At 66.9% G+C, this 24,460-nt stretch carries 25 protein-coding genes; 7 read left to right on the forward strand and 18 right to left on the reverse strand.

From position 1 onward, the window contains the following. The 14 genes from FHW64_RS33630 to atzF all read right to left on the reverse strand — a co-directional run bounded on the left by FHW64_RS33630 (window position 1) and on the right by atzF (window position 13,456). On the reverse strand, window positions 1–747 hold the full coding sequence (locus FHW64_RS33630) for a GntR family transcriptional regulator (protein WP_184533753.1): 747 nt from the start codon (window positions 745–747) through the stop codon (window positions 1–3). Between the two features lie 10 nt (window positions 748–757). Continuing rightward, window positions 758–1,423, reverse strand: a complete 666-nt coding sequence (locus tag FHW64_RS33635) for a cysteine hydrolase family protein (protein ID WP_184533755.1) — start codon at window positions 1,421–1,423, stop codon at window positions 758–760. Window positions 1,424–1,439: 16 nt separating this feature from the next. Further along, window positions 1,440–3,053 (reverse strand): ABC transporter ATP-binding protein, encoded by a 1,614-nt coding sequence (locus FHW64_RS33640; RefSeq protein ID WP_184533757.1) that lies wholly within the window; start codon window positions 3,051–3,053, stop codon window positions 1,440–1,442. 16 nt (window positions 3,054–3,069) lie between these two features. Then, entirely contained in the window at window positions 3,070–3,768 is a 699-nt protein-coding gene (locus FHW64_RS33645) for a cysteine hydrolase family protein (RefSeq protein ID WP_221210625.1), read from the reverse strand. Between the two features lie 5 nt (window positions 3,769–3,773). Next, window positions 3,774–4,694, reverse strand: coding sequence for an ABC transporter permease (locus FHW64_RS33650; RefSeq protein WP_184533760.1), 921 nt, complete (start codon window positions 4,692–4,694; stop codon window positions 3,774–3,776). Continuing rightward, entirely contained in the window at window positions 4,691–5,776 is a 1,086-nt protein-coding gene (locus FHW64_RS33655; protein WP_184533762.1) for an ABC transporter permease, read from the reverse strand. The genes FHW64_RS33650 and FHW64_RS33655 overlap by 4 nt, the downstream gene beginning before the upstream one ends. Before the next feature lie 31 nt (window positions 5,777–5,807). Beyond that, entirely contained in the window at window positions 5,808–6,923 is a 1,116-nt protein-coding gene (locus FHW64_RS33660; RefSeq protein WP_184533763.1) for a BMP family ABC transporter substrate-binding protein, read from the reverse strand. Between the two features lie 108 nt (window positions 6,924–7,031). Further along, window positions 7,032–7,412: an oxalurate catabolism protein HpxZ gene (hpxZ, locus tag FHW64_RS33665; protein WP_184533765.1), complete on the reverse strand. Its 381-nt coding sequence runs from the start codon at window positions 7,410–7,412 to the stop codon at window positions 7,032–7,034. A gap of 15 nt (window positions 7,413–7,427) precedes the next feature. Beyond that, window positions 7,428–8,852: an AtzE family amidohydrolase gene (locus FHW64_RS33670; protein WP_184533767.1), complete on the reverse strand. Its 1,425-nt coding sequence runs from the start codon at window positions 8,850–8,852 to the stop codon at window positions 7,428–7,430. After that, the gene (locus tag FHW64_RS33675; protein ID WP_184533769.1) at window positions 8,849–9,055 is read right to left on the reverse strand and encodes a DUF4089 domain-containing protein; all 207 of its coding nucleotides are present in this window, start codon (window positions 9,053–9,055) and stop codon (window positions 8,849–8,851) included. Before FHW64_RS33675 ends, FHW64_RS33670 begins: the two co-directional genes overlap by 4 nt. An 11-nt stretch (window positions 9,056–9,066) precedes the next feature. Further along, the gene (locus tag FHW64_RS33680) at window positions 9,067–9,897 is read right to left on the reverse strand and encodes an ABC transporter ATP-binding protein (RefSeq protein WP_184533771.1); all 831 of its coding nucleotides are present in this window, start codon (window positions 9,895–9,897) and stop codon (window positions 9,067–9,069) included. After that, window positions 9,894–10,706, reverse strand: a complete 813-nt coding sequence (locus FHW64_RS33685) for an ABC transporter permease (RefSeq protein ID WP_184533773.1) — start codon at window positions 10,704–10,706, stop codon at window positions 9,894–9,896. Before FHW64_RS33685 ends, FHW64_RS33680 begins: the two co-directional genes overlap by 4 nt. A gap of 4 nt (window positions 10,707–10,710) precedes the next feature. Further along, on the reverse strand, window positions 10,711–11,724 hold the full coding sequence (locus FHW64_RS33690; protein ID WP_184533775.1) for an ABC transporter substrate-binding protein: 1,014 nt from the start codon (window positions 11,722–11,724) through the stop codon (window positions 10,711–10,713). Between the two features lie 37 nt (window positions 11,725–11,761). Next, the gene (atzF, locus tag FHW64_RS33695; protein WP_184533777.1) at window positions 11,762–13,456 is read right to left on the reverse strand and encodes an allophanate hydrolase; all 1,695 of its coding nucleotides are present in this window, start codon (window positions 13,454–13,456) and stop codon (window positions 11,762–11,764) included. Window positions 13,457–13,579: 123 nt separating this feature from the next. On the opposite strand from atzF, the gene FHW64_RS33700 reads away from it, so the two are divergent. From FHW64_RS33700 to FHW64_RS33730, 7 genes are all read left to right on the forward strand, one after another. Beyond that, window positions 13,580–14,950, forward strand: a complete 1,371-nt coding sequence (locus tag FHW64_RS33700) for an AmpG family muropeptide MFS transporter (protein WP_184533778.1) — start codon at window positions 13,580–13,582, stop codon at window positions 14,948–14,950. Between the two features lie 85 nt (window positions 14,951–15,035). Then, window positions 15,036–16,247: a beta-ketoacyl-[acyl-carrier-protein] synthase family protein gene (locus tag FHW64_RS33705; RefSeq protein WP_221210627.1), complete on the forward strand. Its 1,212-nt coding sequence runs from the start codon at window positions 15,036–15,038 to the stop codon at window positions 16,245–16,247. Beyond that, window positions 16,244–17,050 (forward strand): beta-ketoacyl synthase chain length factor, encoded by an 807-nt coding sequence (locus FHW64_RS33710; protein WP_184533780.1) that lies wholly within the window; start codon window positions 16,244–16,246, stop codon window positions 17,048–17,050. The genes FHW64_RS33705 and FHW64_RS33710 overlap by 4 nt, the downstream gene beginning before the upstream one ends. A 7-nt stretch (window positions 17,051–17,057) precedes the next feature. Continuing rightward, window positions 17,058–18,686: an NAD(P)/FAD-dependent oxidoreductase gene (locus FHW64_RS33715; protein ID WP_184533782.1), complete on the forward strand. Its 1,629-nt coding sequence runs from the start codon at window positions 17,058–17,060 to the stop codon at window positions 18,684–18,686. A 104-nt stretch (window positions 18,687–18,790) separates the two neighbouring features. Then, entirely contained in the window at window positions 18,791–19,504 is a 714-nt protein-coding gene (locus FHW64_RS33720) for a response regulator (RefSeq protein WP_260306558.1), read from the forward strand. Between the two features lie 8 nt (window positions 19,505–19,512). Then, the gene (locus tag FHW64_RS33725) at window positions 19,513–20,709 is read left to right on the forward strand and encodes an ATP-binding protein (protein WP_184533786.1); all 1,197 of its coding nucleotides are present in this window, start codon (window positions 19,513–19,515) and stop codon (window positions 20,707–20,709) included. Window positions 20,710–20,854: 145 nt separating this feature from the next. Continuing rightward, on the forward strand, window positions 20,855–22,102 hold the full coding sequence (locus FHW64_RS33730; RefSeq protein ID WP_184533788.1) for an O-antigen ligase: 1,248 nt from the start codon (window positions 20,855–20,857) through the stop codon (window positions 22,100–22,102). Here the strand turns inward: FHW64_RS33730 and FHW64_RS33735 are convergent. Genes FHW64_RS33735 through FHW64_RS33750 form a run of 4 tightly spaced genes read right to left on the reverse strand, consistent with a single transcriptional unit; the run spans window position 22,093 to window position 24,366 of the window. Further along, entirely contained in the window at window positions 22,093–22,713 is a 621-nt protein-coding gene (locus FHW64_RS33735) for a murein L,D-transpeptidase catalytic domain-containing protein (protein ID WP_184533790.1), read from the reverse strand. The genes FHW64_RS33730 and FHW64_RS33735 overlap by 10 nt on opposite strands. 56 nt (window positions 22,714–22,769) lie before the next feature. Then, window positions 22,770–23,201: a hypothetical protein gene (locus FHW64_RS33740; RefSeq protein WP_184533792.1), complete on the reverse strand. Its 432-nt coding sequence runs from the start codon at window positions 23,199–23,201 to the stop codon at window positions 22,770–22,772. Between the two features lie 5 nt (window positions 23,202–23,206). Continuing rightward, complete coding sequence (locus tag FHW64_RS33745; protein WP_093169092.1) at window positions 23,207–23,419, reverse strand: zinc-finger domain-containing protein; 213 nt, start codon at window positions 23,417–23,419, stop codon at window positions 23,207–23,209. Window positions 23,420–23,427: 8 nt separating this feature from the next. Continuing rightward, window positions 23,428–24,366, reverse strand: coding sequence for a branched-chain amino acid transaminase (locus FHW64_RS33750; RefSeq protein WP_184533793.1), 939 nt, complete (start codon window positions 24,364–24,366; stop codon window positions 23,428–23,430). Between the last annotated feature and the right edge of the window lie 94 nt (window positions 24,367–24,460).

The following is a 24,460-nucleotide window of genomic DNA, read 5'->3' on the forward strand; positions in this document are numbered from 1 at the left end:
TCAGCGACCAGGCCGCCGCGTGCGGCCAGCATGCCGTGCCATGTGCACCTGGTGCAGGGTGATCTTGCGGACCTCGGCCTGGCTGGTCTCGATGTGTGCGCGAAGCAGCATCGCGGCCTGATCGCCGCGGTTCGCGCGGATCGCCTTCAGGATCTTCGCGTGCTCGTCATAGGTCGCGTCGATGCGCGGCTGCTTGGTGAAGTCGAGCCGGCGGATGATGCGGATCCGATCGGTCACGTCGCGATGCACGCGCGCCATCTCGGCGTTGCCGGCGGCCTCGACGAGCGAGCAGTGGAAAGCCTCGTCCCATTGCGCGACCTGCACGGTGTCCGTGCTGCGCTGCGCCACCGGCACCAGCCAGATGTTGGCGAGACTGTCGAGCAGGCTGCGGTCCACGCGATGGTCGCTTTCACAGAGCCGGTGCACCGCGGTGGTCTCCAGCACCATGCGCAGGTCGTAGAGCTGCTCGAACTGGTCGAAGTCGAAAGGCAGCACCCGCCAGCCGCTACGGAAGAGCACCTCGACGAAGCCCTCCTGCTGGAGCCGGAAAAGCGCCTGACGCACCGGCGTGCGTGAAACACCGAGCCGCTCGCTGATCTCGTTCTCGGTGAATCGGTCGCCCGGCACCAGGCTGAACTCAGCCACGTCGCGCTTGAGTTGCGCATAGACCTGATCGGCACGCGTGCGGAAGGCCGCGTCCTGCGACGCAGCGGCAGTGGGGTCGGAAGGAGATCGAACGTTCGACACGAATGGGATGTTAGTGCTTGCCGAGCACGGCGAGCAGTGCGTGGCTGGGAGCGGTCCAGCCGACGATCGCGCCCTGCGCGCGGATCATCTCGATGGCCGCCGCCTTGAAGGCGGGAAAGTAGCTCTCGGTGCAATCTTCGAGCAGCAGGCTGTCGTAGCCACGGTCGTTGGCCTCGCGCATGCTGGTCTGCACGCAGACCTCGGTGGTCACGCCGCCGAAGATGAGGTGCGTGATGCCGCGACGCTTGAGCATCTCGTGCAGGCCGGTGGCGTAGAACGCGCCCTTGCCGGGCTTGTCGACCACGATCTCGCCTTCGACCGGCGCGAGCGCCTCGATGATCTGGTTGCCGGGTTCGCCCATCACGAGGATGCGGCCCATCGGCCCCGCGTCGCCGATGCGCAGGCTCGGATTGCCGCGGTTGCGCTTCGCGGGTGGGCAGTCCGATAGATCGGGCTTGTGCGCCTCGCGCGTGTGCACGACCAGGCCGCCCGCCTCACGCCACGCTTCGAGCGCCCGGTGCGCGGCCGGCACGATGGCCTCGAGCAGCGACACGTCGTTGCCCAGCGTTTCGCCGAAGCCGCCGGGCTCGATGAAGTCGCGCTGCATGTCGATCAGCACGAGCGCGGTCTTCGCAATGTCGAACTCGTAGGCGAACGGATTGGCGTCGATCTGCATGGCGATGTTCGAAGGGTTATGCGGCAGCCGCGTGCTGATGGTCGCCGCCGCCCATGTGGGCACCGAGCACGTGGCGCTCGGCAGTGGCGGCAGGTGTCTCGAAGACCACGCGGCCTTCGCTCATCACGACGATGCGGTCGGCCATTTCGAGCAGTTCGTCGAGGTCCTCACTGATGAGTAGCACCGCCCCGCCGCGTGCGCGCACCTGCTTGATTCGGCTGTGGATCTCCGCGACCGCCGCGAAGTCCAGCCCGAACACCGGGTTCGCCGCGATCAGGACATTGATGTCGCCGGCAAGCTCACGCGCGAGCACCGCGCGCTGCACGTTGCCGCCAGAGAGACTTCGGATCGGCGCGCCCTCGCCTTGCGTCTTGACGCCGTATTCCGAGATCCACTCGCGCGCGCGGCTTCGCCAGACCGGGAAGTTCAGCACGTCCGCGCCCGTCGCCTTCCAGGCCAGCGGTGGCTGGTCGAAATCGCGCAGGGCCATGTTTTCCGACACGCTGAGATCGCCCACGCAGGCATTGCGCAACGGTTCTTCGGGAAGGCTCCGCACCTTCAACCGACGGTTTTCCTCGCGGCGCGCGCCATAGGGTTCGCCCATCACGGTGACCTGCCCACCGAGGCGCGGGCGCTGGCCGACCAGCGCCTCGACCAACTCGCGCTGGCCATTGCCCGATACGCCCGCCACGCCGAGGATCTCGCCGCTGCGCACCTCCAGGCTGAGGTCGTGCACGGCGAGCGTGCCGCGATCGCCTTGCGCGCTCAGCCGCTCCACCTTCAGCGCGATGTGCGCGTCTGCACGGGTCGGCGTCACCAGATGCAGGGCGCGGTCCGCAGGGGATTGCGTGTCGACCTCGGGCGGCGCCGTCTCGCCCTCGCCCATCATCGCGGCGGCGAGCCGTGCCGGGTCGGTGTCCGCGACCTTGCAGTGATGCACCGCCTTGCCACGACGCAGCACCGTGACGCTGTCGGCGTAGGCCATCACCTCGCGGAACTTGTGCGTGATGATGAGCACGGTGCACATGCCACTCAGTGCGAACTCCCGCACATGGCCGAGCACTTCGTCGGCCTCCTGCGGCGTGAGAACCGAAGTCGGTTCGTCGAGGATCAGCAGGCGCGGCTTCAGGTAGAGCTGCTTGAGCAGCTCCAGCTTCTGCTTTTCGCCGGCGGCCAACTCGGCGGGCCGCACATCCAGATCGAGACTGAACGGCGTGGTCGCGAGAAAGTCCTTCAACTCCGCGCGCTTGCGCTTCCAGTCGATCAGGGCGGGCGTCTTGCCGCCTGCCAGCAGCAGGTTCTCGGCCACCGTCATGCCCGGCGCGAGCGTGAAGTGCTGGTAGACCATGCCGATGCCGAGCGCGCGCGCGACGATCGGATTCGCGATGTCCTGCTCCCGGCCGTCGATGAGGATGCTGCCCTCCTCGGCTCGCTGGTAGCCCGCGACGCATTTGACGAGCGTGCTCTTGCCAGCGCCGTTCTCGCCGAGCAGCGCATGGACGGTGCCGGGCTCGACGCGCATCGTCACGCGGTCCATCGCGGTGAAGCTGCCGAAGCGCTTGGTGAGCTCGTAGGTGTCCAGCGCGAGCGCGCCGGTGGCGGGGGGAAGCGGATCGACGGGCGCAATCATGGTGGCTTGGCCTTTCTCAGAACGTCGCGAGCGCTTCGAGCAGCGAGCCCGAGGTCGCATGCGCACCGAACACGCCGCCCTGCATCGTGATCATCTTGAGCGCCGCGAGATGGTTGCCGTGGTCCGTGGCAGCGGTGCAGTCCGACAGCAGGAGGCATTCGAATCCGCGATCGTTCGCGTCGCGCATCGTGGTGTGCACGCACACGTCGGTCGTGATGCCGGTGAGGATCAGGTTCTCCACGCCGCGCGTGTGCAGCACCAGTTCGAGATCAGTCGCGTAGAACGAGCCCTTGCCCGGCTTGTCGATCACCGCTTCGCCATCGATCGGCGCGAGCGCGGGAATGATTTCCCACCCCGGCTCGCCGCGAACGAGGATGCGGCCGCAGGGGCCCGCGTCGCCGATGCCGACGCCATTGGCGCCGATCTGCCGCGAGCGCCAGCGTTTGTTCGCGGGCAGGTCCGCCAGATCCGGGCGATGACCCTCGCGCGTGTGAATGATGTGAAAGCCCAGCTCTCGCATCCGCGCCAGCGTGCGGCGGATCGGTTCGATCGGCGCCTGCACCAGAGAAAGGTCGTAGCCCATCACGTCGACATAGCCGCCTTCGCCGCAGAAGTCGGTCTGCATGTCGATGACGATCAGGGCGGTGTTGTCCGGCCGCAGTGCGCCGTTGTAGGGCCACAGATAGGGCTCCGCCGCAACGTGTGTCGTTTTCATGGCGTTCATCGTGTGGAAGACAGTTCGCCCGGACTTCCGACCGCCACCTTGCCCGGCTTGCAGGTCAGCACCAGGATCACGAGCGTGAGCAGGTAAGGCACCGTGTTGAACAGGTGATACCCCCAGCCCACTCCAATCGACTGCAGCGCGGGCCCGATCGCGCCCGCGCCGCCGAAGAGCAGCGCCGCACCGATGCAGCGCAACGGGCTCCACCGCGCGAAGATCACCAGCGCGACCGCGATCAGCCCTTGTCCACTGGAAATGCCTTCGTTCCAGCTCCCCGGATAGAACAGCGTGAGCGACGCGCCACCGAGGCCCGCGATGAAGCCGCCCGCGGTCGTCGCCGCGATGCGCAGCCCCGAGACGGAGTAGCCGAGCGCCCGCGTCGCGTTCGCCGAATCGCCCGCCATGCGCACCAAAAGGCCGATCCGCGTGCGCGCGAAGCCCCACCACAGCAGCACCGCAAGCGCGATGCCGATGGGCACCAGCGCGTTGACTTGCAGTGCCGAGCGGATGACGGGGTTGTCGCTCCAGTTGCCCAGCGGAATGGATGGCAGTTGCGGCGCCTGCGGCTGGATCAACGGCTTGCCGAGGTAGAACGCAAGCCCGGTGCCGAACAGCATCAGCGCGATGCCGGTCGCGACGTCGTTCACGCGGTCGAGCGAGCACAGGAGGCCATGCAGGAGCGCCAGCATCGCACCGACGACCGCGCCGATCAGCGCGCCGAGCCATGCGGAATCCGTGAGCCACGCCCCGCCGAACGACGCCATGGCCGAGAGCACCAGCACGCCTTCCAGCCCGAGGTTGATGCGGCCCGATTTCTCGGTGAGGCACTCGCCGAGGCTCACGAAGAGAAACGGCGCTCCGACGCGCAATGCACCACCTACGATGGCCGCGAAGAGGGCGACCCACTGGTCGGCCGTCATGGCGTGGCCTCCGTCGCGATCGCGGGGCCGCGTGGCGCGACGGGCGCACGGTTCTTCAGCAGCGCCTTCCAGTCGACCATGCGCAGCCCCTCGCTCGCAAGAATCAGCACGAACGCCATGCCCTGCAGCACCAGCACCGATGCGTCTGGCAGGCCGAGCCGCCGCTGCAGCAGGCTGCCGGCGGCGCCGAATCCGCCGAAGAGGATCGCCACCGGAATGATTGCGACCGGGTTATGCCGCGCAATGAACGAAACGAGGATGCCGGCGTAACCGTAGCCCGCGATCAGCGACGCATTGGCGTTGGTGTGAACGGCAGCGACCTCGACCGCGCCCGCGACACCGGCGCACGCGCCACCCAACCCGCATGCCGCGAGGATCAACCGGTTGGCCGGCAAGCCGACGAGTTGCGCAGTGCGCGGATTGCCGCCAACCACACGCACCGAAAATCCCGAGGCCGTGAAGCGCAGCCACAGCCCCGACGCGATGCAGGCGACGATGCCGATCACCAGCCCCCAATGCACATCCGAACCGCCGATGCCACCAATGCCGAGGCCCTCGGCCAGCGATCGCGTCGCCGGCTTGTTCAGACTTGCCGGATCCCGCAGTGCGCCTTCGACGAAGTGCTTGAAGAATCCGATCGCCACGTACGCAAGCAACAGGCTGCTGATGGTCTCGTTGATGCCGCGGTATTGCCGCAGCCACCCGGCGAGGGCGATCCAGGCTGCGCCGGCGATTGCACCGGCGACGCAGAGCGCAAAGGTCCCCACGATGTTCGCCGGCAGCGGCAGCACATAAGGCAGTGCCGCACAGGCCAATCCACCCAGCACCAGTGCGCCTTCGCCACCGATGATCACCAATCCCGCGCGCGCCGGAATCGCAACGCAGAGCGCGGTGAGCATCAGCGGCGCCGCGCGCTGCAAGGTGTTCTGCCACGAGAACCAGTCGCCGAACGCGCCCTTGAAGAGGATGACCCAGACATCCACAGGGCTCACGCCGGCGAACCAGACGAACACGCCGAACAACAGCAGCGCCGCCGCGATGGCGAACACCGGCAGGGCGATCTCTTTCAATGCGCTGGGCATCGTCGGCTCGCTGAGCTGGAAAGAATCGCGCTCAGCCTACGGAGCCGACCACGCCTTCGACGAGGTAGTTCATCTTTTCCAGTTCGAGATCGGTCTGCTTCAGCGTCTTGCCGGCAGCGATCACGACATTGCCCTTGTTGTCCTTGAGCGGCCCCTGGAAGATGTCGAAGGTGCCCGCGAGCATCTTGGCCTTGATGTCGTCGGCGTTCTTCTTCGCGGCGTCGGTCACCATCGAACCGTAGGGCGACATCTTCACGTAGCCCTCTTTCAGGCCGCCGCGCAGGAAGTTGGGATGCGGCTTGCCGGTCTGGGCCGCGTCGATGATGGTCTTGTAGGCGGTGAGCCAGTTCCATTCCGCGCCGGTCAGGTAGGCGTTGGGCGCGAGCTTCGCCTGGCTCGCGTGGTAGCCGCAGACCATCTTTCCGCGCTTGGCCGCTGTCTCGACCACCACCTTGGGTCCGTCGACGTGCATCGTGAACACGTCGCAGCCTTGGTCGGCGAGGCTGTTGGTGGCTTCCGCTTCCTTGACCGCCATCGACCAGTCGCCGGTAAAGATGACGCTGCAGGTGATGTTCGGCTTGACCGATCGCGCGCCCATGGTGAAGGCGTTGATATTGCGCAGCACCTGTGGAATGGGCTTCGCGGCAACGAAGGCAATCTTGTTGCTCTTCGTCATGTGGCCGGCGACCACGCCGTTGAGGTACTGGCACTCGTCGATGTAGCCGAAGAAGCTGCCGACGTTCTTCGGATGCTTGCCTTCGGTCCAGAGGCCGCCGCAGTGCGAGAAGCGCACATCGGGGTTCTTCGGCGCGACCGCAAGGATGTGCGGGTCGAAGTAGCCGAACGACGTCGGAAAGAGCAGCGTCGCGCCGTCCTGCGCGATCATGCCGGTCATCGTCTTCTGCACGGCCGCGGTCTCGGGCACGTTCTCTTCCTCGACCACCTTGATGCCGGGCATCTTCTTTAGCTCGGCCGCCGCCTGCGCGTGCGCCTGGTTGTAGCCGTAGTCGTCGCGCGGGCCGACGTAGATCACGCCGACCGTCATCGGCTTCTGCGCGTTGGCAAGCACGCTCCAGCCGCCGAGCGTCGTCGCCGACGCAAGTGCTGCAAGGGACTTGAGGGAATCGCGACGATTGAACTGGCTCATGGTGCAGGCTCCTGGAAGTGAAGGGGCGGAGGGCGCTGAGGCCTAACTTGGATACAAGATGGTGTGCATAAACCGTACCAACCGAAATGCGCCAAAAAGGGACCGGAATCAGCCCAAGAGGCTCACGTGCGCGGCCACCACGCGCCAGCCTTGGGCGGTGCGCATCCACGTCTGGCTCTGGCGCCCCGTCCTTGTGCTTCCTTCGCGGCGGAATTCGATGTTGGCGGTCGCGAAGTCGAGGCCGTAGGTGGTGATCACGGTGCGCAGGACCTCGCGCGCAAGGCCCTGCGCCGGGCGTGCGGCACGGAATGCCTGGATCTCGGCGTAGCCGTAGAGGTTCTCGGTCGCGCCGTAGCGCAGCGTGTGCGGGCTGTGCCAGAACAGTTCGTCGAGCACCTCGACCTTGTTGTTCACCAGCGCGTCTTCGTAGCGGTCGAAGGCGGCGGTGACTTCGGCCACGACCTCGGGGAGATTGATCAGGGGCGTCATCGTCTGGGCCTCCTTTCAAAGCGGTGCGACGGGTGCGTGCGCAATGCCCGCCGATTCGAGTGCCGCGGCAACGCGCAACACGAGGTCTTCGCGCCATGGCGCGGCGATCACCTGCACGCCGATCGGCAGGCTGGGGTGCGCGCCCCACACCGGCACAGCGCACACCGGCAGTCCGATGCACGAGATGGGCTGCGTCAGCACGCCCATGTTGGGGCGCACCGGCAGGCGCTGGCCGCCCAGCTCGAACCATTCCGCGCCGATCGGCGTCGCGGCGCACGGTGTCGCTGGGGCCAGGAGGATGTCGAAGCGATCCAGGAGGCGTGCCACCTGCTCCGCATAGAGGCGCCGCACGCGCTGGGCGCGCGCGACCCACGCGGCCGGCAACAGCGCACCTGCAAGAAAGCGATCGCGCGACAGCGGCTCGAAGTCCTGCGCACGTGTGCGCAGGTCCGGCAAATGCAATGCTGCGCCTTCGCTGTTCGTGATGAGGAAAGCTGCCGCGCGTCCCGCCTCGACCATCGGCAATTCCACCGTGTGATTCGCGCCCAAAGCCTGCGCGACGGAATCGACCGCCGTAATCGCCTCGGGCTGCGCACGTTCGCGAAACCAGCCGCCGAGCACGCCGATGCGCAACCCGTGCAGGCCGTGCCCCAATGCAGGCGACGCGAGCTCGATGTTCCGTTGCGCACATCCGGGGTCGCGTGGCCCCATCGTCTCGGGGCCCTGCATCGCGTCATACGCGGTTGCGAGATCGCGCACCGATCGCGCGAAAGGCCCGAGATGATCGAGGCTCGACACGAAGGGGTAGCTCCCAGTGCGCGGCAAACGTCCGAAGGTCGGCTTGAGCCCGAACACGCCGCACAGCGACGCAGGCACGCGGATCGATCCGTTGGTGTCCGACCCGAGCGTGATCGGCACCTGCCCCGCCGCCACAGCCGCGCCGGAGCCGCCCGACGAACCGCCGGCGATGCGCGACAGGTCATGCGGGTTGTGCGCCGCGCCGACGTGACTGTTCTCGGTGGTGAATCCGTAGGCGTACTCGTCCATGTTGAGCGCACCGACGAGCACCGCGCCGGCGCTCTCCAGCCGGCGCACCAACGCCGCATCGCTGCGCGCCGGCGTCGCCTCGCGCTCGATCTTCGAACCCGCAAGCGTCGGCAGGCCGGCGATGTCGAAGAGGTTCTTCACCGCGAAGGGCACGCCCAACAGCGGCAGTTCGCGGGTGCGCGCGCCCCTTTCGGATGCAAGCGACTCATCGATCTGCGATGCGCGCCGCAATGCACGTTCGCGGACCACGTCGGTGAACGCGTTCACGCGCACGTCGGTCGCAGCAATGCGATCGAGGCTCGCCTGCACCAGCGCACCGGCGCCCACCACGCCGGAGCGCACCGCCTCGGCCATCGAGGTCGCATCCTTGAGCACGATCTCGGCGGCCTTCATTGCTCTTTCTCCCTTGGCACGACCGGCGAGAAAGCCACAGCGGGCTCGTGATGCGGCTCCAGCGGAACGGCATCGATGACGGCGGCGAACTCCGCTGCGAGCGCGAAGTAGCGAAGAACACCCGCCCGGTGATCGGGCCGGAGCCGCATGCCGAGTGCAGTGGATGTGGCGTCAACGTAGGTTTCGATCTGCGTGGGCGTCATCGCGGCTCCCTTCACCGGCGCACTTCGCGTTGAAAGATTTCCAGGCTGAGCTTCTTCATCGCGACGAAGCTCGCAGCGCTCAGCGTTTCGAGCGTGCGGGGCCGCTCGTCCCTGTAGTCGAGGATCTCCGCCACCTTCGTCGGCCGCTTTGTCAACAGCAGCACCTGGTCGGCGAGATACACCGCCTCTTCGAGGTCGTGCGACACCAGCAGCATCGTGGTGCCAGTCTGCATGAACACTTCCTGCAGCTTTTCGCGGATGAAAAGCGTCATCTCGAAGTCGAGCGCAGAGAAAGGTTCGTCGAGGAACAGCACCTCCGGGTTCGGCGCCAGCGCCCGCATGATCGAAGCCGTCTGCTGCTGCCCGCCCGAGAGTTCGTACGGATACCGGTTGAGGTCGAACTTCACGTCGAACGAGGCCACCAGCTCCTGCATGCGGCGGTCGACTTCCGCTTTCGATCGCCCTTCGAGCTTCAGCGGATAGGCGATGTTGTCGATGGTCCGCATCCAAGGGAACATCGCCTCGCGATAGTTCTGGAAGACGTAGCCGATCTTGGTGTCCTTGAGCGACTTGCCGTCGAACAGGATCTCGCCCGAGTCGATCGGGATCAGCCCCGCGATCATGTTGATCAACGTGGACTTGCCACAGCCGTTGGGACCGAAGACCGAGACGATCTTGTTCTTCGGAATGTCGAGATCGAAGTTCTCGTACAACGGCCAGCCCGCGAAGTACTTGGTGAGCCCGCGGATCGTGATGTGCGTGCCGGCGGGCCCGGGCTGGAACGTGGGCGTCGGCACATCGGCGTACACCGGGCCGTTGATGACGGTGCCTTCGGTTCTCATCGTCCGCTCCAGTGCACGATGCGGCGCTCGGCCAGCAGGAAGAGGATGTTGAGCGCGTAGCCCAGCGCACCGGCCGCGAGGATCGATGCGTACATGTCCTTCACGTTCATCACCTGCTGCGAGTTGATGATCCGATGGCCGAGGCCGCTGTCGGAGCCGATGAACATCTCGGCGACGATCACGATCACCAGCGCCATCGAGACCGCCGAGCGCAGGCCCACGAAGCTCGGCTGCAGGCTTTCCCACACCAGCACGTCGCGGAAGATTTGCCAGCGCGATGCGCCCATCACCTTCGCGGCCATCACGCGCTGCTTGCGTGCGTTCATCACGCCATAGGCGCTGTTGAACACCACGATCAGCATGGCGCCGAAAGCAGCGATCGCGACCTTGTTGACGTCCGAGACGCCGAAGATCATCAGGAAGAGCGGGATCAGCGCCGACGATGGTGTGGAGCGGAAGAAGTCGATCAGGAACTCGACGCTGCGATAGGCCTTCTCGTTGCTTCCGAGCAGCACGCCCAGCGGCACGCCCACGACCGCCGCGATCAGGAAGGCCTGCAGAGTGCGCCACACCGTGACCGCGAAGTCGGTCAGCAGCGCCCCGCCCGCGAGCCCGGTCAGCAGCGTGGCGATGGTGTCCGAGGGCATCGGCAGCAGGATCGCCTTGATGAAGCCAAGGCGAACCGCGAGGTCCCACACGATGAACAGCACGACCGGCCCGATGAAGGGCAGTGCCTTGCCCCAGTGCGATGCGCGCGGCGGCGCGGCGGCTTGCGTTGCGGCGGGCGCGACCCAGGGCGTGGCGCTCATCGCATCACCCCTTGTAGAGCATCGTGTCGACCATCAGGCGCGACGAGAAGATGCCCTTTTCGGAGAACAGGTCGAAGAACTTCTGGAAGTACGCGACGTCGGCCGGCGTGAACTCGTTGTACATCGTGTACGCCGCCAGCGGCACTTCGGCGGTGAGCGGCCCTTCGATCGCGGTGTAGCCCTTCAGGAACTGACGCGCTTCGGCCGGCTTGTTGCGCACGAAGGCCACGCCCTGTCCGTAGGCGGTGATGAATTTCTTCGCGGCTTCCGGGTTCTTCTTGATGAACGCCGAGGTGAGCGACGCCGAGCCGCCGAACCACGGGGCCATCGGATCGCCCAGCACGTACTTCGCGATCACGCCGGATTCGAGCACGCGGGTGCTGCCGTTCAGTCGGCCGATGGTGCCGGTCGGCTCCAGCGTGTAGCAGCCGTCGACCTGCCCCGCCGCGAGCGACGCGACATGCTGGCCGATCGGAAGCTCGACGACGGTGGCGCCGGTCGCGCCGCCGCGCTCGAGGATGGTCTTGGCGAGCGTCACGTTCTGGATGCCCGGCCCCGATGCGACGCGCTTGCCCTTGAGGTCGGCCATGGTCTTGGCAGTGCTGGCGGCGGGCACCAGCATCTGGTCGAGCACGTTCTTCGCGTTGCTCGGGTTGGAGCAGAAGATCTTGAAGCTGCCCGGCGCGGCAATCTCGCCGATCGCGATGTTGGCCGAACCGGTGCCGTTCGCGCTCCCGTCGCAACGGTCGGAAAGCATCGCTTCCATGATCTGCTGTGCACCGGCGAAGCGCTGCACTTCGACATCGAGGCCGGCGCTCTTGAAATAGCCCTGCTCCACCGCGGCATAGAAGGGCAGCCCCGCCGCAATGGGCCAGTAGCCGATGCGGATCTTCGGCGAGGCCTGCGCGCGCACCAGCGCCGGCGCAGCAAGCACGGCCAATCCGGCGGCGCCGGCCTGGAGCACGCGGCGGCGCGAGGCCTGCGCTTTAGGAGTCAGGGGAGTGTCGGAACGGGCCATGGAGTACTCCAGAGAGTTCGAAGTTGGATAGGAGGGTTCAGGCGGTCTGCGCGGTGCGCGACGCGATGTAGGCGCGCCAGCCGCCGTGGTGCGTGATGTCTTCCGCGCCCTGCACGGCCAGCGCCTCGCAGAGAAAGCCCTGCGCGCTGCTGCCGTCGGCGAGCGTCAGGCTCCCGATGCCGAGCGGTGCCGGAATGAGCGCGACAAAGCTGCCGTAGTGCGCAAGCGGCATCTCCCAGACCTCGACCGCGATGGCTGCGCCTTCGCCCGAAGGCACGCGCAGCAGCCCCGGCTTTGGCGGTACCGTGCCAGGCAGTGCGTAGAGGCGGTACTGCGGCGCGGTGTGCGTAGCACGCAGCAGTCGTGCACCGCGTTCGATCAACTGGCCGTTGAGCGGCATGCCGGAGAGGTGTGCGCCGACCAGGACAACACGCACTGTTGGTGCGGGCGCGACGATCGGCAACGGCTGCGGCGCAGGCATCGGTTCGCCAGTCGCGCCGAGCGGCAGGCCGGTGGCGTGGTGAAAGCGCTGCCCCAGTTCGGCCAACTGGAAGTCGCTGCCGGCGCGGCCGATGAGCGTGATGCCGAAAGGCAGGCCGTCCTCGCGAATGCTCGCCGGCACCGAGATGGCTGCGTAGTCGAGCAGGTTCACGAAGTTCGTGTATTCGCCCAGGTTGCGGTTGAGCGCGACCGGGTCGGCCTGCATGGCTTCGATCGTGTAGTGGGTCGGCGCGGTCGGCACCAGCAGGACGTCGATGCCGTCCCACAGCGCCACTGCGCGTTGGGCCAGCGCCTGCAGCTTCACGCGCGCATCGACGAAATCGGCAGCGCTGTAGCCCCGGCCTTGCGCGAGGATGCCGCGCACCGGTTCGATCACCTCGGCCTCGTGCGCATCGAAGAACTCGCGCACCGCGGCGTAGCGTTCAGCCACCAGCGCACTGTCGTAGAGCAGCGCGGCCGCTTCGGCAAGAGGCGCGTAGTCGATCTCCACTGGCGTGCCGCCGAGCGCGCACATCTGTTCGATCGAGCGCACGAAGGCCTGCTGCGCCTGCACGTCGCCGAAGAAGCGCAGTACCGACGGCACGCCGAAGCGGAAACTCGCCGGCAGCGGCTGCGTCGCAAGCGCGAGGCTGCGCGAATACGGGTCGCCTGCGTCGAAGCCCATCGCGGCCTGCAGCACGCGCGCCGCGACATCGACGGTGCGCGCGAAGATCGACACGCAATCCACGCTCTGCGCGGCGGGCACCACGCCGCGCGCACTCAGAAGTCCGCGCGAAGGCTTGATGCCGACGATGTTGTTGAGGCCGGCAGGCACACGACCCGAGCCTGCGGTGTCCGTGCCGAGCGCGAAGTCGGCCTCGCCCTTGGCCACCACATAGGCCGAACCCGAGCTGGAGCCGCCCGAGACATAGCGCGCATCGAAGCTGTTCGGCACCGCACCGTAGGGCGAGCGCGTGCCGTTGAGGCCGCAGGCGAACTGGTCCAGGTTGGTCTTGCCGAGCAGTTCCGCACCGGCGTCGAGCAGGCGCTGCACCACGGATGCGTGCGCCATGGCTGTGCGTGCGAAGGCCGGGCAGGCGGCCGTGGTCGGCACGCCGGCCACGTCGATGTTGTCCTTGGCCGCGAAGCGCAGGCCGGCCAGCGGGCCGGTCGCGGCCGTCTTCACGGGCGAGGCCAGCCGCGTGATCCACGCCGGTCCGGCTGCGTCATCCGTTTGCTCGTGCACCATCATTAGGCATCCCGTCTTGTGTACAAGATGCCTTGCAAGCGGTATGCCAACGCCGAACGCGCATCGGCAGCGCAGACGAGCCGACGCAAGCGGGAATAATGCGGGAACCCTGAACACCGCCAGTCCATGTCCGCACCACCGGCTGCCGAAACCCCCTCTTCCCTGCCCTGGCGCGATGCGCTGAAGGTCTATCTCGAACCCGCCACGCTGCGCATGCTTGCGCTCGGCTTCTCGGCGGGCCTCCCGCTGCTGCTGGTGCTCGGCACGCTGAGCTTCAGATTGCGCGAAGCAGGCATCGACCGCACCACCATCGGCTTCCTGAGCTGGGTCGGGCTTGCCTACGGCTTCAAGTGGGCGTGGGCGCCTCTGGTGGACCGCGTGCCGGTCCCGCCCTTCACCACGCTCCTGGGCAGGCGGCGCGGGTGGCTCCTGATCGCGCAGTTCGCGGTGATCGCCGGCCTGTGCGGCATGGCCTTCAACGATCCGCGCGACGGCCTGCCACCACTGGTGTGGTGCGCGGTGCTGGTGGCTTTCGGCTCGGCGACGCAGGACATCGCGCTCGACGCTTTCCGCATCGAATCCGCCGCTGCGCGCAAGCAGGCCGCGCTGGCCGCGGCCTACCAGACCGGCTACCGCCTCGCGATGATCTGGGCGGGCGCGGGCGTGCTGTGGATCGCCGCGTGGGCCGAACTGCCGGGCCTCTCTGGCTACCAGAACAGCGCGTGGAAATTCGCCTACCTCGTGATGGCCGGATCGATGGCGGTGGGCGTGATCACCGTGCTGCTGTCGCCAGAGCCAGCGCGCGCGGCGCTGCCGAAGCCGAAGAGCGCGGGCGAGTGGCTCGAAAGCGTGCTCATCGAGCCCTTCGCCGATTTCATCCGCCGCTACCGGTGGCAAGCGGTGCTGATCCTGTCCCTGATCGCGGTCTACCGAATCAGCGACGTCGTGATGGGCATCATGGCCAACCCGTTCTATGTCGACATGGGCTTCACCAAGGACGAGGTCGCGACCGTCAGCAAGATCTACGGCGTGATCATGACGCTGGTCGGCGCGTTCGTCGGCGGCGTGCTGTCGATGCGGCTCGGCGTGATGCGCGTGCTGATGCTCGGCGCGATCCTGAGCGCCGCGAGCAACCTGCTCTTCGCCGGCCTGGCCACGCGCGGACACGACCTGACCGCGCTGGTGCTGGTGGTGTCGGCCGACAACCTTGCCGGCGGCATCGCCTCGGCGGCCTTCATCGCCTACCTGTCGAGCCTGACGAACGTGAGCTACTCGGCCACGCAGTACGCGCTGTTCAGTTCGCTGATGCTCCTGCTGCCCAAGTTCATCGCCGGGTATTCGGGTGCGTTCGTGGATGCCTACGGCTACCACGCCTTCTTCATCGGGACGGCGGCGCTGGGCGTGCCGGTGCTGTTCCTCGTGGCGCTGGCGTCTCGCACCTATACCAACGGCGCAGCGAAAGACAAGGCGCCCGACCCGACAGCCACCTCACCCTGACGCCCTCCGTCAGGGCGGCAGGACGGGCGGTCGCATCCAAATCGCCGGTAGCTGTTAGGCTTAAAGGTTTCGCGCCGAAGCGCATTTGCACACCTCTTTCACCGTGTCACCTTCACGCATTCCTCCCCTACGAGTCAGCGCCTTCACCGCCACGTCGTCGGTCGGCGTGGGCAAGGGCCCGCTTCTGGCGGCGCTCGAACAATCGAAGAGCGGCCTTCGCGCCAATGATTTCGGCCCGACGCCGCTGCCGACCTGGATCGGCCGCGTCGATGGCCTCGAAGAACTCCGGCTGCCCGATGAGCTCGCCGGTTGGGATTGCCGCAACAACCGGCTCGCATGGCTCGGCCTGCAGGCGGACGGCTTCATCGAAGCAGTGGCAGCGGCGCGCAAGCGCTATGGTGCGGGCCGGATCGCGCTGATCCTCGGCACTTCGACCTCGAGCATCGGCGAAACCGAAGCGGCCTACACCGAGCTCGACAACGGCGCCTTCCCGGCGCACCAGCACCGCCCCAAGGTGCACACGCCGCATTCGCTCACCATGTTCGTGCAGGAAGCACTCGGCCTCGAAGGACCGGCGGAGACCATCTCCACCGCCTGCTCGTCGAGCGGCAAGGTGTTCGCGTCGGCCGAGCGACTGATCCGCCTCGGGCTGGTCGATGCGGCCGTGGTCGGCGGTGTCGACACGCTGTGCGGCAGCGTGCTGTTCGGCTTCAACTCGCTCGAACTGGTGTCGCCTGAACCGTGCCGCCCCTTCGATGCCGGACGCAACGGCATCAGCCTCGGCGAAGCCGCGGGCTTCGCGCTGCTCGAACGCGGCGAAGGCCCGCTCGAACTGCTGGGCTATGGCGAGGCGAGCGACGCACACCACATGTCCACCCCGCACCCCGAAGGCCTGGGCGCCGAACACGCGCTCGACGACGCGCTCGCGCGCGCCGGCCTCAAGCCCGCGGACATCGACTACATCAACATGCACGGCACCGCGAGCACCAAGAACGACGAAGTGGAAGGTGCGCTGGTTGCGCGGCGCTTCCCGGAAACCACCCACGCCAGCTCGACCAAGGGCTTCACCGGCCACACGCTGGGCGCGGCGGGCATCGTCGAGGCCGTCATCAGCCTGCTGGCGATCGAGACCGGCCTCAAGCCCGGCACCGTCAACACCACCGTGCTCGACGCTGAATGCGGCCCGCAGATCAAGCTGCAGCCGGCACGCGGCGAAGTGCGCTACGCGCTCAGCAACTCCTTCGGCTTCGGCGGCAACAACTGCGCGCTGATCTTCGGCAAGGGGGCCGCGGCATGAGCGCGAAGACCCCGACCGTCTACATCGAAGGACCGGCCTTCTGGGCGCCCACACTGCCCGGTTGGGAGACGGCGCGCGCCGTCTTCCGGGGCGAGGGACAACCCGTCGATCCGCCGGCCAAGCGGCCGTCACCGCAGGTGCTGGCACCCGCCGAGCGCCGTCGCGCGCCCGACACCGTCGCGCTGTCGCTCGAAGTCGCGGCGGCTGCCGTGGCCGCCTCGGGCCGCAACGCGGCCGACCTGCCGTGCGTGTTCGCATCGGCGCACGGCGACCTCGGCATCAACGACTACATGTGCAGCACGCTCGCGGCCGACCCGAAGCTGCTGTCGCCGATCAAGTTCCACAACTCGGTGCACAACGCGGCCGTGGGCTACTGGACCATCGGCACCGGCTGCATGGCTGCGAGCAATTCGCTGACGGCCTATGAAAGCACCTTCGCGTCCGCCCTTCTCGAAGCGGCGGCGCAGTGCGCGGCCGACCAGCAAGCGGTGCTGCTCGTCGGCTACGACATGCCCGCCGTCGGCGCGCTCGCCTCGGTGACGACCAGCCGCGGCTTGCTGGCGGTGGCGATGGTCATTTCGCCCGAGCGCACCGACCACACCGTGGCGTCGATCGACTGGTCGCTCGCCAACGGCCCGGCGAAGGCGACGCCCCTGCGGACCGATGCCGCGCGCGCGCTCAGCGACAACGCAATGGCCGATGCGCTGCCGGTGTTCGAGGCGCTGGCACGCGGCGATTCCGAATCGCTGCGCCTGCCACTGTCAGACAAGCTCTCCCTGCAGCTCGCGCTGCAACCTTGCTGAGATCGCCATGGCCGTGACCACCGCCCAGCACGACGTCGTGATCACGGGCGGCGGGCTGGCCGGTCTCACGCTCGCGCTGCAGCTCAAGCAGCAGTTCGCCGACATCGACGTGGTCGTGCTGGAGCGCCGGAGCCATCCGGTGCCGCATGCGGCGCACAAGGTAGGCGAATCGTCGGTGGAGATCGGGGCGCACTATTTCGACACCGTCCTCGGCCTCGGGCCGCACATGCGTGGCGCGCAGCTGCGCAAGTTCGGCTTCCGCTTCTTCTTCAGCGAAGGGCGACGCGACATCGACGCGGTGACCGAAATCGGCGCGAGCCGCTATCTCTCGGTGCCGAGCTATCAGATCGACCGCGGCATCTTCGAAAACTACCTTGCCGAAGAAGCCGCGCGCCGCGGCGTGCGCTTCATCGACGGCGCCACGGTCCGGCGCATCGACCTGGCCGACGACCCGCGATCGCCGCATCGCATCGAATGGACGCGTAGCGGCGAGACGCACGCGCTGCACGCGCGTTGGCTGGTCGATGCCTGCGGCCGCGCCGGCATGCTCAAGCGCAAGCTCGGGCTCGCACAGCCGAACGCCCACGAATGCAACGCGGTCTGGTTCCGCATCGGCGACCGCATCACCATCGACGAATGGTCCGACGACCCGGCCTGGCGCACGCGCTGCGAGCCGCAGGCGCGGTGGCTGTCGACCAACCACCTCGTCGGCGCGGGCTACTGGGTGTGGCTGATCCCGCTGGCCTCCGGTTCGCACTCGGTGGGCATCGTGGCCGATCCGCGGCTGCATCCGCTGGAGAAGATGGACAGCTTCGACAAAGCGATGGAGTGGTTCCGCACCTGGCAGCCGCGCCTCTTCGACGAGCTCGACGGCAAGCGCCATCTACTGCAGGACTTCGCTTTCTTCCGCCGCTTCTCCTATGGCTGCAAGCAGGTGTTCTCGGCCGACCGCTGGGCGCTCACCGGCGAGGCCGGACTCTTTCTCGATCCGTTCTATTCGCCGGGCAGCGACTTCATCGCGATCGGCAACACCTACATCACCGACCTGATCGCGCGCGACCGTGAAGGCTTGCCGCTGGAGGCGCGCGCGCAGCTCTACGACCAGATCTACCACTCGTTCTACGAGAGCACCCTCGCGCTCTACACCGACCAGTACGCGATGTTCGGTGACCCGGAAGTGCTGCCGGTCAAGGTGATCTGGGACTACACCTACTACTGGGGCGTGCTGTCGCAGATCTTCTTCCAGCAGCGGCTCACCGACGTGGCGCTGCTCGGCCAGGTGCGCAACGACCTGCAGCATTGCCAGCGACTGAACTTCGCGATTCAGGATTTCCTGCGCGCGTGGTCGGCGGTGAGCAACCGTCGCAATCCGCCGGCGCTGCTCGACCAAGCCGCTCTGCCCTGGTTCGCCGAACTCAACCGCAGTCTCACGGACCGGCTCGACGACCGCGCATTCGTCAAGCGGCTGAAGGATTCGGCGCGGCAGCTGGATCTGCTCGCGACGGAAATCCTCGAGCGCGCGACGCTCGACCATCCCGCACTGGAAGCTGGCAAGCTGCGCGCCGTGCTCGGCGAGCGGCCGATGGCCGCCGTCTGCGACAGCCCCCGCGAATCGATGCTTTTTGCGCCGGCCTGAAATATCCGGCGAGACACGTTTACTGAACTTTACGTTGCGTTCAAGCCCGCTTGGCGGCGGGCGAGGAACCTTGCAACATGCCGTCCCGTGGAGGGAATAAAACGATGAGCACGCCCCAACTCCTGATGATCGAAGACGACACCCGCCTCGCGCAGATGGTGGGTGAATACCTGACCCAATCGGGTTTCGGCTTCAGCCACGCCGCAGACGGCGCCACCGGCCTCGAAATGCTGCAGCAGCGCACGCCCGACCTCGTCATCCTTGACCTGATGCTGCCGGACACCGACGGCCTCGAAGTCTGCCGCCGCATCCGCGCGCTGCCCAACGGCCTTGCCAAGGTGTCGGTGCTGATGCTGACCGCCAAGGGTGATCCGATGGACCGCATCATCGGCCTCGAGATCGGCGCCGACGACTACCTGCCCAAGCCCTTCGAGCCGCGCGAACTGCTCGCCCGCATCCGCGCAGTGCTGCGCCGCCGCGGCGAAAGCGCCGCCGATGCGACCGCGCCTTCGGTGATGCGCTTCGGCTCGCTCGAGATCGACCGCAACGCGCGCACCGTCACGGTCAGCGGGGAGCCGGCCGACCTCACCTCCTACCAGTTCGACCTGCTCGCCGCGATGGCCGAACGCGCCGGCCGCGTGCTCACGCGCGACCAGATCATGGAAGCCGTGCGCGGCCGCGAGCTCGAAGCCTTCGATCGTTCGATCGACGTGCACATGGGCCGCATCCGTGCCGCAATCGAGGCCGACGCCAAGAATCCGAAGCGCATCCTCACCGTGCGCGGCGTCGGCTACGTCTTCGCCAAGCAGCAGGACTAGGCACGGCGATGCTGCTGAACCTCTACCGGCGCCACCTCTACGTTCGCATCTGGCTTGCGGTCGTGGCGGGCGTCTTCATCCTGACGCTCACGGCCAACTGGATCGTGCGCGAGGCCGCCGAGTACGAGCGTGAACGGCTCGCACCCGTACCGCGCGACGTCGTGGTGCTCGACGACCAGGACCGCCCCATCGGACGCGGCAAGGCCATACGCGTGCCGGGACAGGGCCTCGACTTCGATGTCGACCTGGGTGACGGTCGCAACATCACGCTGCGCGTCGGCCCGCGGCCCCAGATGGGTCCACCGGGCGGCGGTCCGGGCCTTGCGCCCTGGCGCTCGCCGTTCGGACTCGGCTGGATGGTGGCGTTGATCGGCGTCGCCGTCGCGCTGGGTGTCTATCCGATCGTGCGTCGGCTCACCAAGCGGCTCGAAGGGCTGCAGCGCGGCGTCCAGAGTTGGGGAGAAGGCGACCTCTCGGCGCGTGTCGTCGAAGAGGGCCAGGATGAAGTCGCCGACCTGTCGAAGCGCTTCAACCTGGCGGCCACCCGCATCGAGGAACTCGTGCGTTCGCACAAGTCGCTGCTCGCGAACGCATCGCACGAATTGCGCTCGCCGCTCGCGCGCATCCGCATGGGCCTGGAACTGATGGGCGGCGAGCGCCCCAGCGAGGCCGCACGCGAAGAGATCTCACGCAACATCGCCGAGCTCGATCAGCTCATCGACGAGATCCTGCTCGCCAGCCGGCTCGATGCGAAGGAGGCCGACATGGGCACCGTCGAAACGGTGGACCTCACCGGCCTTGCCGCCGAGGAATGCGCGCGGGTCGACGCCGACCTCGAAGTGAGCGAAGGCACCCAAAGCGACGTGCTCACAGTGCGCGGCGTGCCGCGCCTACTGCGCCGCGCGATCCGCAACCTGCTTGAAAACGCCCGCCGCTACGGCGCAGGTGAAACGAGCGTCGAGTTGGCCAGCCGCGGCAACCTCGCCGAGATTCGCGTCAGCGACCGCGGCCCCGGTGTGCCCGCTGCGCTGCGCGATCGCATCTTCGAGCCCTTCTATCGTCTGCCTGGCGCGAGCGAGCGCAACGGCGGCGTCGGTCTCGGCTTGGCGCTGGTCAAGTCCATCACAGAGCGCCACGGCGGCAGCGTCCGCTGCGAAGACCGTCCCGGCGGCGGCGCCAGCTTCGTCATCACTCTCCCCCACTAACCACAAGGCCTCAGAGCCGGCGCAGCCCGGCTCCCTTCGAGAAACACCGTGGAGCCGGCTTTGCCGGGCCACCGGTGTTGCCCCCGGTAGGGGGTGCAGAGCCACACGAAGTGGGCGAGGCTGGGGGCGAGCAATAATTCTTTTTATGAAGTCAAACATCGTCCGCCCCGCCGCAATGTTCTGGGGCCTCACGGTGTTCATGCCGGTCGGCGTCACCTACGTTGCCGCGGTCCTACTGCTCATCACCTTGTTCGCGGCCGGTGGCCTGCGCGAGCGCGCCATTCGGCTGCGCGGCAATCCAATGTGGTGGCCGGTCATCATCTACGTGGCGTGGACGCTGATCGTGCTGGCCATTGGGCCGCACTATCCGCAAACCGGGTCGAACCTGGGGCATGGACTCCGCATCGCGGCGACGGTGCTGATGGCGCTTGCGCTCACGGATGAGGAAGCCATCTGGGCGCTGCGCGGCTTCTGGATCATCGGGCTCGTCAACATCGTGATGATCGGGCTCTACTACTCGGTCGGCTTTCCGATGCTGGAGCCCTGGCGCGGCGTGCTGATCCTCGTCGGCAACAAGTCGATCAGCAATGCCCTGCTCTTCACCATCATGGCGGCGACGGCGGTGGTGTTCGGCCTCAAGTCGCTCATGGAGCACCGGCCATGGCGTGTGCTGGCCGCCCTCGCGCTGGTGCTGGCCGTGGCCGCGATCATCACCCTGACCCTGATCTCGCGCACTTCGCTGCTTGCGCTGGTGATCGCCTCGGCAGCGGCCTGCGTGCACAAGTGGCGCCGGCAGCTCAAGCTTCTCGCGGTGGCGATGGTGGTCGGCGGCGCAGTGGTCGCCGTGGGCCTCTGGAATTCGCCGGGTGTGCAGCAGAAGTTCGAACTCGGCATGCATGAAATCGAAGCCGCGCAGGCCGGCTCGGTCTCCGAAGGCAGCTGGGTGGTGCGCTACTACATGTACCGCGACACCGCCCGCATGATCATCGACCGCCCGCTTTCCGGCTGGGGCATCGGCGGGTGGACCGAGCAGTGGCATCTGCGCGGGCCGAAGCTGCTCGCGGACTACAACATGCCGCACAACGATTTCCTGTGGATGGGTTCGCAGGCGGGCGTGCTGGGTTCGCTGAGCCTGCTTGCGATCGTGCTCACCGCGATCTGGATCGCGTGGCGTCGCGATGATGTCGCGGGCCGCTATGCCTTCGTCGCGACGCTGATCCTGCTGATCGCCACCAGCCTCAATTCCGCGCTCCGCGACGCGCAGATCGGGCTTTCGATCCTGTGGGTCACGATGGTCTACCTGCGTCTCGCTCAGGCGCCGGGCGATTCATGGAGCCGGCTGCTGCCGCAGAAACTTGCCCCGTCGCCGTCGCCTGCGCCACTTCAGACCTGAAGACGCGCGAGGTCCTTCACCGCAAGGATCAATGCGCCGCCCTTGAGCATGTCGACGACGACATCGCGGTCCTTGTACGAGAAGACCATGCAGCCTTCGCTCAGGCCGGCGCTGCCGCGCTCGCGGATGTTGCGCGGGTCCATGTACCAGTGGCCATGCACGACGATGAGGCGCTTGTAGGCGTTGCTGTTGCTCGGTGACAGGCCATGGAGCCGCATCGACAGCCCGTTCTCGAGCTGCTCGCTCACGTAGGTGTCGCCGGTGCGGTAGAGCCCAAGGCTGCTGGCCTCGCTGCCTTCGGTGTTGGAGAACACCTCCGCATAGCCGTCGTCCGAAGGTGCGGCCGAGCCAACGCCATGCGCGACCACGAAGCTCTGCACGATCTCCCGCGAACTTCGCTCGACCACATGGAAGCGTGGCTCGGTTGAACGCTGCGAGAAGTCGACCACCGCACTGAAGGGATGCTCGGACGGCTGAGTGAGGAGCTGCGCCACGGCGGCATCCAAAAGCGACTCCGGCTCTTCCTGGGCATGAACTAATCTCTGCGCGCAAGCTGCGAGCATCGAAAGCGCGGTGGCGGCCGGCGCGAGGAGCAAGGCGCGGCGTTTCATCACGTTGAATCCACGCCCGCCATGCTAGGCAGGCACGAGGCGCTGTCAATCAGCCATCAGGCCGAGCGCTCGTAGCCTACGAAGGGGCCGAAGAAGACCGTGTCCTTCGAGATGGCCGCCGCCAGTTCGCCCTGTTGCGGAAGTTCGTCGATGAACTCGGGCCACGATTGCGCAATGTGCTGCGGCCAATCTTCGAGTTCGATGCGGGAGACAGGGCCCTGCGTCCCCAGGAACTCGAAGCCCTTCGAGGTGAGCTTCATGATCGCGAGCCGGGTGGCGGCGTCGGCGTCTGCCGCGGTCACGTAGGCCGAGACATACGCGCCTGCCAGCCCCGACGACAGCTTGTTGCTGCAGCCGCGGCCCACCTTGACGTTGACGAGGAACAGGCCCCGCGCTGGCACCGCATGTGCACGGCGCCGGGCCCTGAAGATGCCGAAAAGCGGTATCGCCCGGATGGAGCCTCCACCCGCGGCGTGAAGGAGACTCATGGACTTCAGTGGTGGCTGCCGGCCACTTCACCCGCCTTGAGGCGGTAGACCGTGCCGCAGTATGGGCACTTCGCTTCGCCGAGGCGCGCGACGTCGAGGTAGACCTTGGGGTGTGCGCTCCACAGCTGCATGTCCGCCTTCGGGTTCGGGCAGAACACGCCGCCCTGGTCGTTCAGGTCTTTGGCGAGCAGTTCGATGACGGCTTTGGGGGACGACATAGCTTCTCTCAGACCTTCGTGAGCCAGTGGGCGTATTTGGGATTGCGTCCGTTCACGATGTCGAAGAACGCGTTCTGGATTTTCTCGGTGACCGGGCCGCGCGAGCCGATGCCGATCTGCACGCGGTCGAGTTCACGGATCGGCGTGACTTCCGCCGCAGTGCCGGTGAAGAAGGCTTCGTCGGCGATGTAGACCTCGTCGCGCGTGATGCGCTTCTGCACGACTTCGACGCCGAGGTCCTTGCAGATGTGCAGGATGGTGTTGCGGGTGATGCCGTTGAGCGCACCGGCCGACAGGTCGGGCGTGTACACCACGCCGCCCTTGACCACGAAGATGTTCTCGCCCGCGCCTTCGGAGACGAAACCGGCCGAGTCGAGCAGCAGCGCTTCGTCGTAGCCGTCGTCCACCGCTTCCATGTTGGCGAGGATCGAGTTGCTGTAATTGCTGACCGCCTTGGCCTGCGTCATCGTGATGTTGACGTGATGGCGGGTGTAGCTGGAGGTCTTGACGCGGATGCCCTGCTTGAGGCCTTCTTCGCCGAGGTAGGCGCCCCACGACCATGCGGCGACCATCGAGTGGATGGTGTTGCCCTTGGGGCTCACGCCGAGCTTTTCGGAGCCGATCCACACCAGCGGGCGCAGGTAGCAGCTTTCGAGGTTGTTGACGCGAACCACCTGCTTTTGCGCTTCATTGACCTGTTCTTGCGAGAACGGGATCTTCATGCGCAGGATCTTGGCGCTGTTGAAGAGGCGTTCGGTGTGCTCCTGCAGGCGGAAGATCGCGGTGCCGTTGACCGTGTTGTAGGCACGTACGCCTTCGAAAACGCCGCAGCCATAGTGCAGCGTGTGGGTCAGCACGTGGATCTTGGCGTCGCGCCAGTCCACGAGATCGCCATCCATCCAGATCTTGCCGTCACGGTCGTCCAGTGCGGGGGGCAGCGCGCTCATGTTCTTTGTCCTTCGCGGGAGGGTATGTCGCAAAAGCTGACGATTTTACGGCCGAGCCCAATCCCGACGCACCGACAATGCTCGGCTTTGCCAA

Origin of the sequence: Variovorax sp. Sphag1AA (assembly GCF_014192575.1) — a bacterium.
Lineage (GTDB): Bacteria > Pseudomonadota > Gammaproteobacteria > Burkholderiales > Burkholderiaceae_C > Variovorax.

Excerpts from the sequence above, each read along its gene's own strand:
- FHW64_RS33635 (WP_184533755.1), bottom strand. The coding sequence starts at position 1,423 with ATGCAGATCGACGCCAATCCGTTCGCCTACGAGTTCGACATTGCGAAG.
- FHW64_RS33640 (WP_184533757.1), bottom strand. The coding sequence starts at position 3,053 with ATGATTGCGCCCGTCGATCCGCTTCCCCCCGCCACCGGCGCGCTCGCG.
- FHW64_RS33645 (WP_221210625.1), bottom strand. The coding sequence starts at position 3,768 with ATGAAAACGACACACGTTGCGGCGGAGCCCTATCTGTGGCCCTACAAC.
- FHW64_RS33650 (WP_184533760.1), bottom strand. The coding sequence starts at position 4,694 with ATGACGGCCGACCAGTGGGTCGCCCTCTTCGCGGCCATCGTAGGTGGT.
- FHW64_RS33655 (WP_184533762.1), bottom strand. The coding sequence starts at position 5,776 with ATGCCCAGCGCATTGAAAGAGATCGCCCTGCCGGTGTTCGCCATCGCG.
- FHW64_RS33660 (WP_184533763.1), bottom strand. The coding sequence starts at position 6,923 with ATGAGCCAGTTCAATCGTCGCGATTCCCTCAAGTCCCTTGCAGCACTT.
- hpxZ (WP_184533765.1), bottom strand. The coding sequence starts at position 7,412 with ATGACGCCCCTGATCAATCTCCCCGAGGTCGTGGCCGAAGTCACCGCC.
- FHW64_RS33670 (WP_184533767.1), bottom strand. The coding sequence starts at position 8,852 with ATGAAGGCCGCCGAGATCGTGCTCAAGGATGCGACCTCGATGGCCGAG.
- FHW64_RS33675 (WP_184533769.1), bottom strand. The coding sequence starts at position 9,055 with ATGACGCCCACGCAGATCGAAACCTACGTTGACGCCACATCCACTGCA.
- FHW64_RS33680 (WP_184533771.1), bottom strand. The coding sequence starts at position 9,897 with ATGAGAACCGAAGGCACCGTCATCAACGGCCCGGTGTACGCCGATGTG.
- FHW64_RS33685 (WP_184533773.1), bottom strand. The coding sequence starts at position 10,706 with ATGAGCGCCACGCCCTGGGTCGCGCCCGCCGCAACGCAAGCCGCCGCG.
- FHW64_RS33690 (WP_184533775.1), bottom strand. The coding sequence starts at position 11,724 with ATGGCCCGTTCCGACACTCCCCTGACTCCTAAAGCGCAGGCCTCGCGC.
- atzF (WP_184533777.1), bottom strand. The coding sequence starts at position 13,456 with ATGATGGTGCACGAGCAAACGGATGACGCAGCCGGACCGGCGTGGATC.
- FHW64_RS33700 (WP_184533778.1), top strand. The coding sequence starts at position 13,580 with ATGTCCGCACCACCGGCTGCCGAAACCCCCTCTTCCCTGCCCTGGCGC.
- FHW64_RS33710 (WP_184533780.1), top strand. The coding sequence starts at position 16,244 with ATGAGCGCGAAGACCCCGACCGTCTACATCGAAGGACCGGCCTTCTGG.
- FHW64_RS33715 (WP_184533782.1), top strand. The coding sequence starts at position 17,058 with ATGGCCGTGACCACCGCCCAGCACGACGTCGTGATCACGGGCGGCGGG.
- FHW64_RS33720 (WP_260306558.1), top strand. The coding sequence starts at position 18,791 with ATGAGCACGCCCCAACTCCTGATGATCGAAGACGACACCCGCCTCGCG.
- FHW64_RS33725 (WP_184533786.1), top strand. The coding sequence starts at position 19,513 with ATGCTGCTGAACCTCTACCGGCGCCACCTCTACGTTCGCATCTGGCTT.
- FHW64_RS33730 (WP_184533788.1), top strand. The coding sequence starts at position 20,855 with ATGAAGTCAAACATCGTCCGCCCCGCCGCAATGTTCTGGGGCCTCACG.
- FHW64_RS33735 (WP_184533790.1), bottom strand. The coding sequence starts at position 22,713 with ATGAAACGCCGCGCCTTGCTCCTCGCGCCGGCCGCCACCGCGCTTTCG.
- FHW64_RS33740 (WP_184533792.1), bottom strand. The coding sequence starts at position 23,201 with ATGAGTCTCCTTCACGCCGCGGGTGGAGGCTCCATCCGGGCGATACCG.
- FHW64_RS33745 (WP_093169092.1), bottom strand. The coding sequence starts at position 23,419 with ATGTCGTCCCCCAAAGCCGTCATCGAACTGCTCGCCAAAGACCTGAAC.
- FHW64_RS33750 (WP_184533793.1), bottom strand. The coding sequence starts at position 24,366 with ATGAGCGCGCTGCCCCCCGCACTGGACGACCGTGACGGCAAGATCTGG.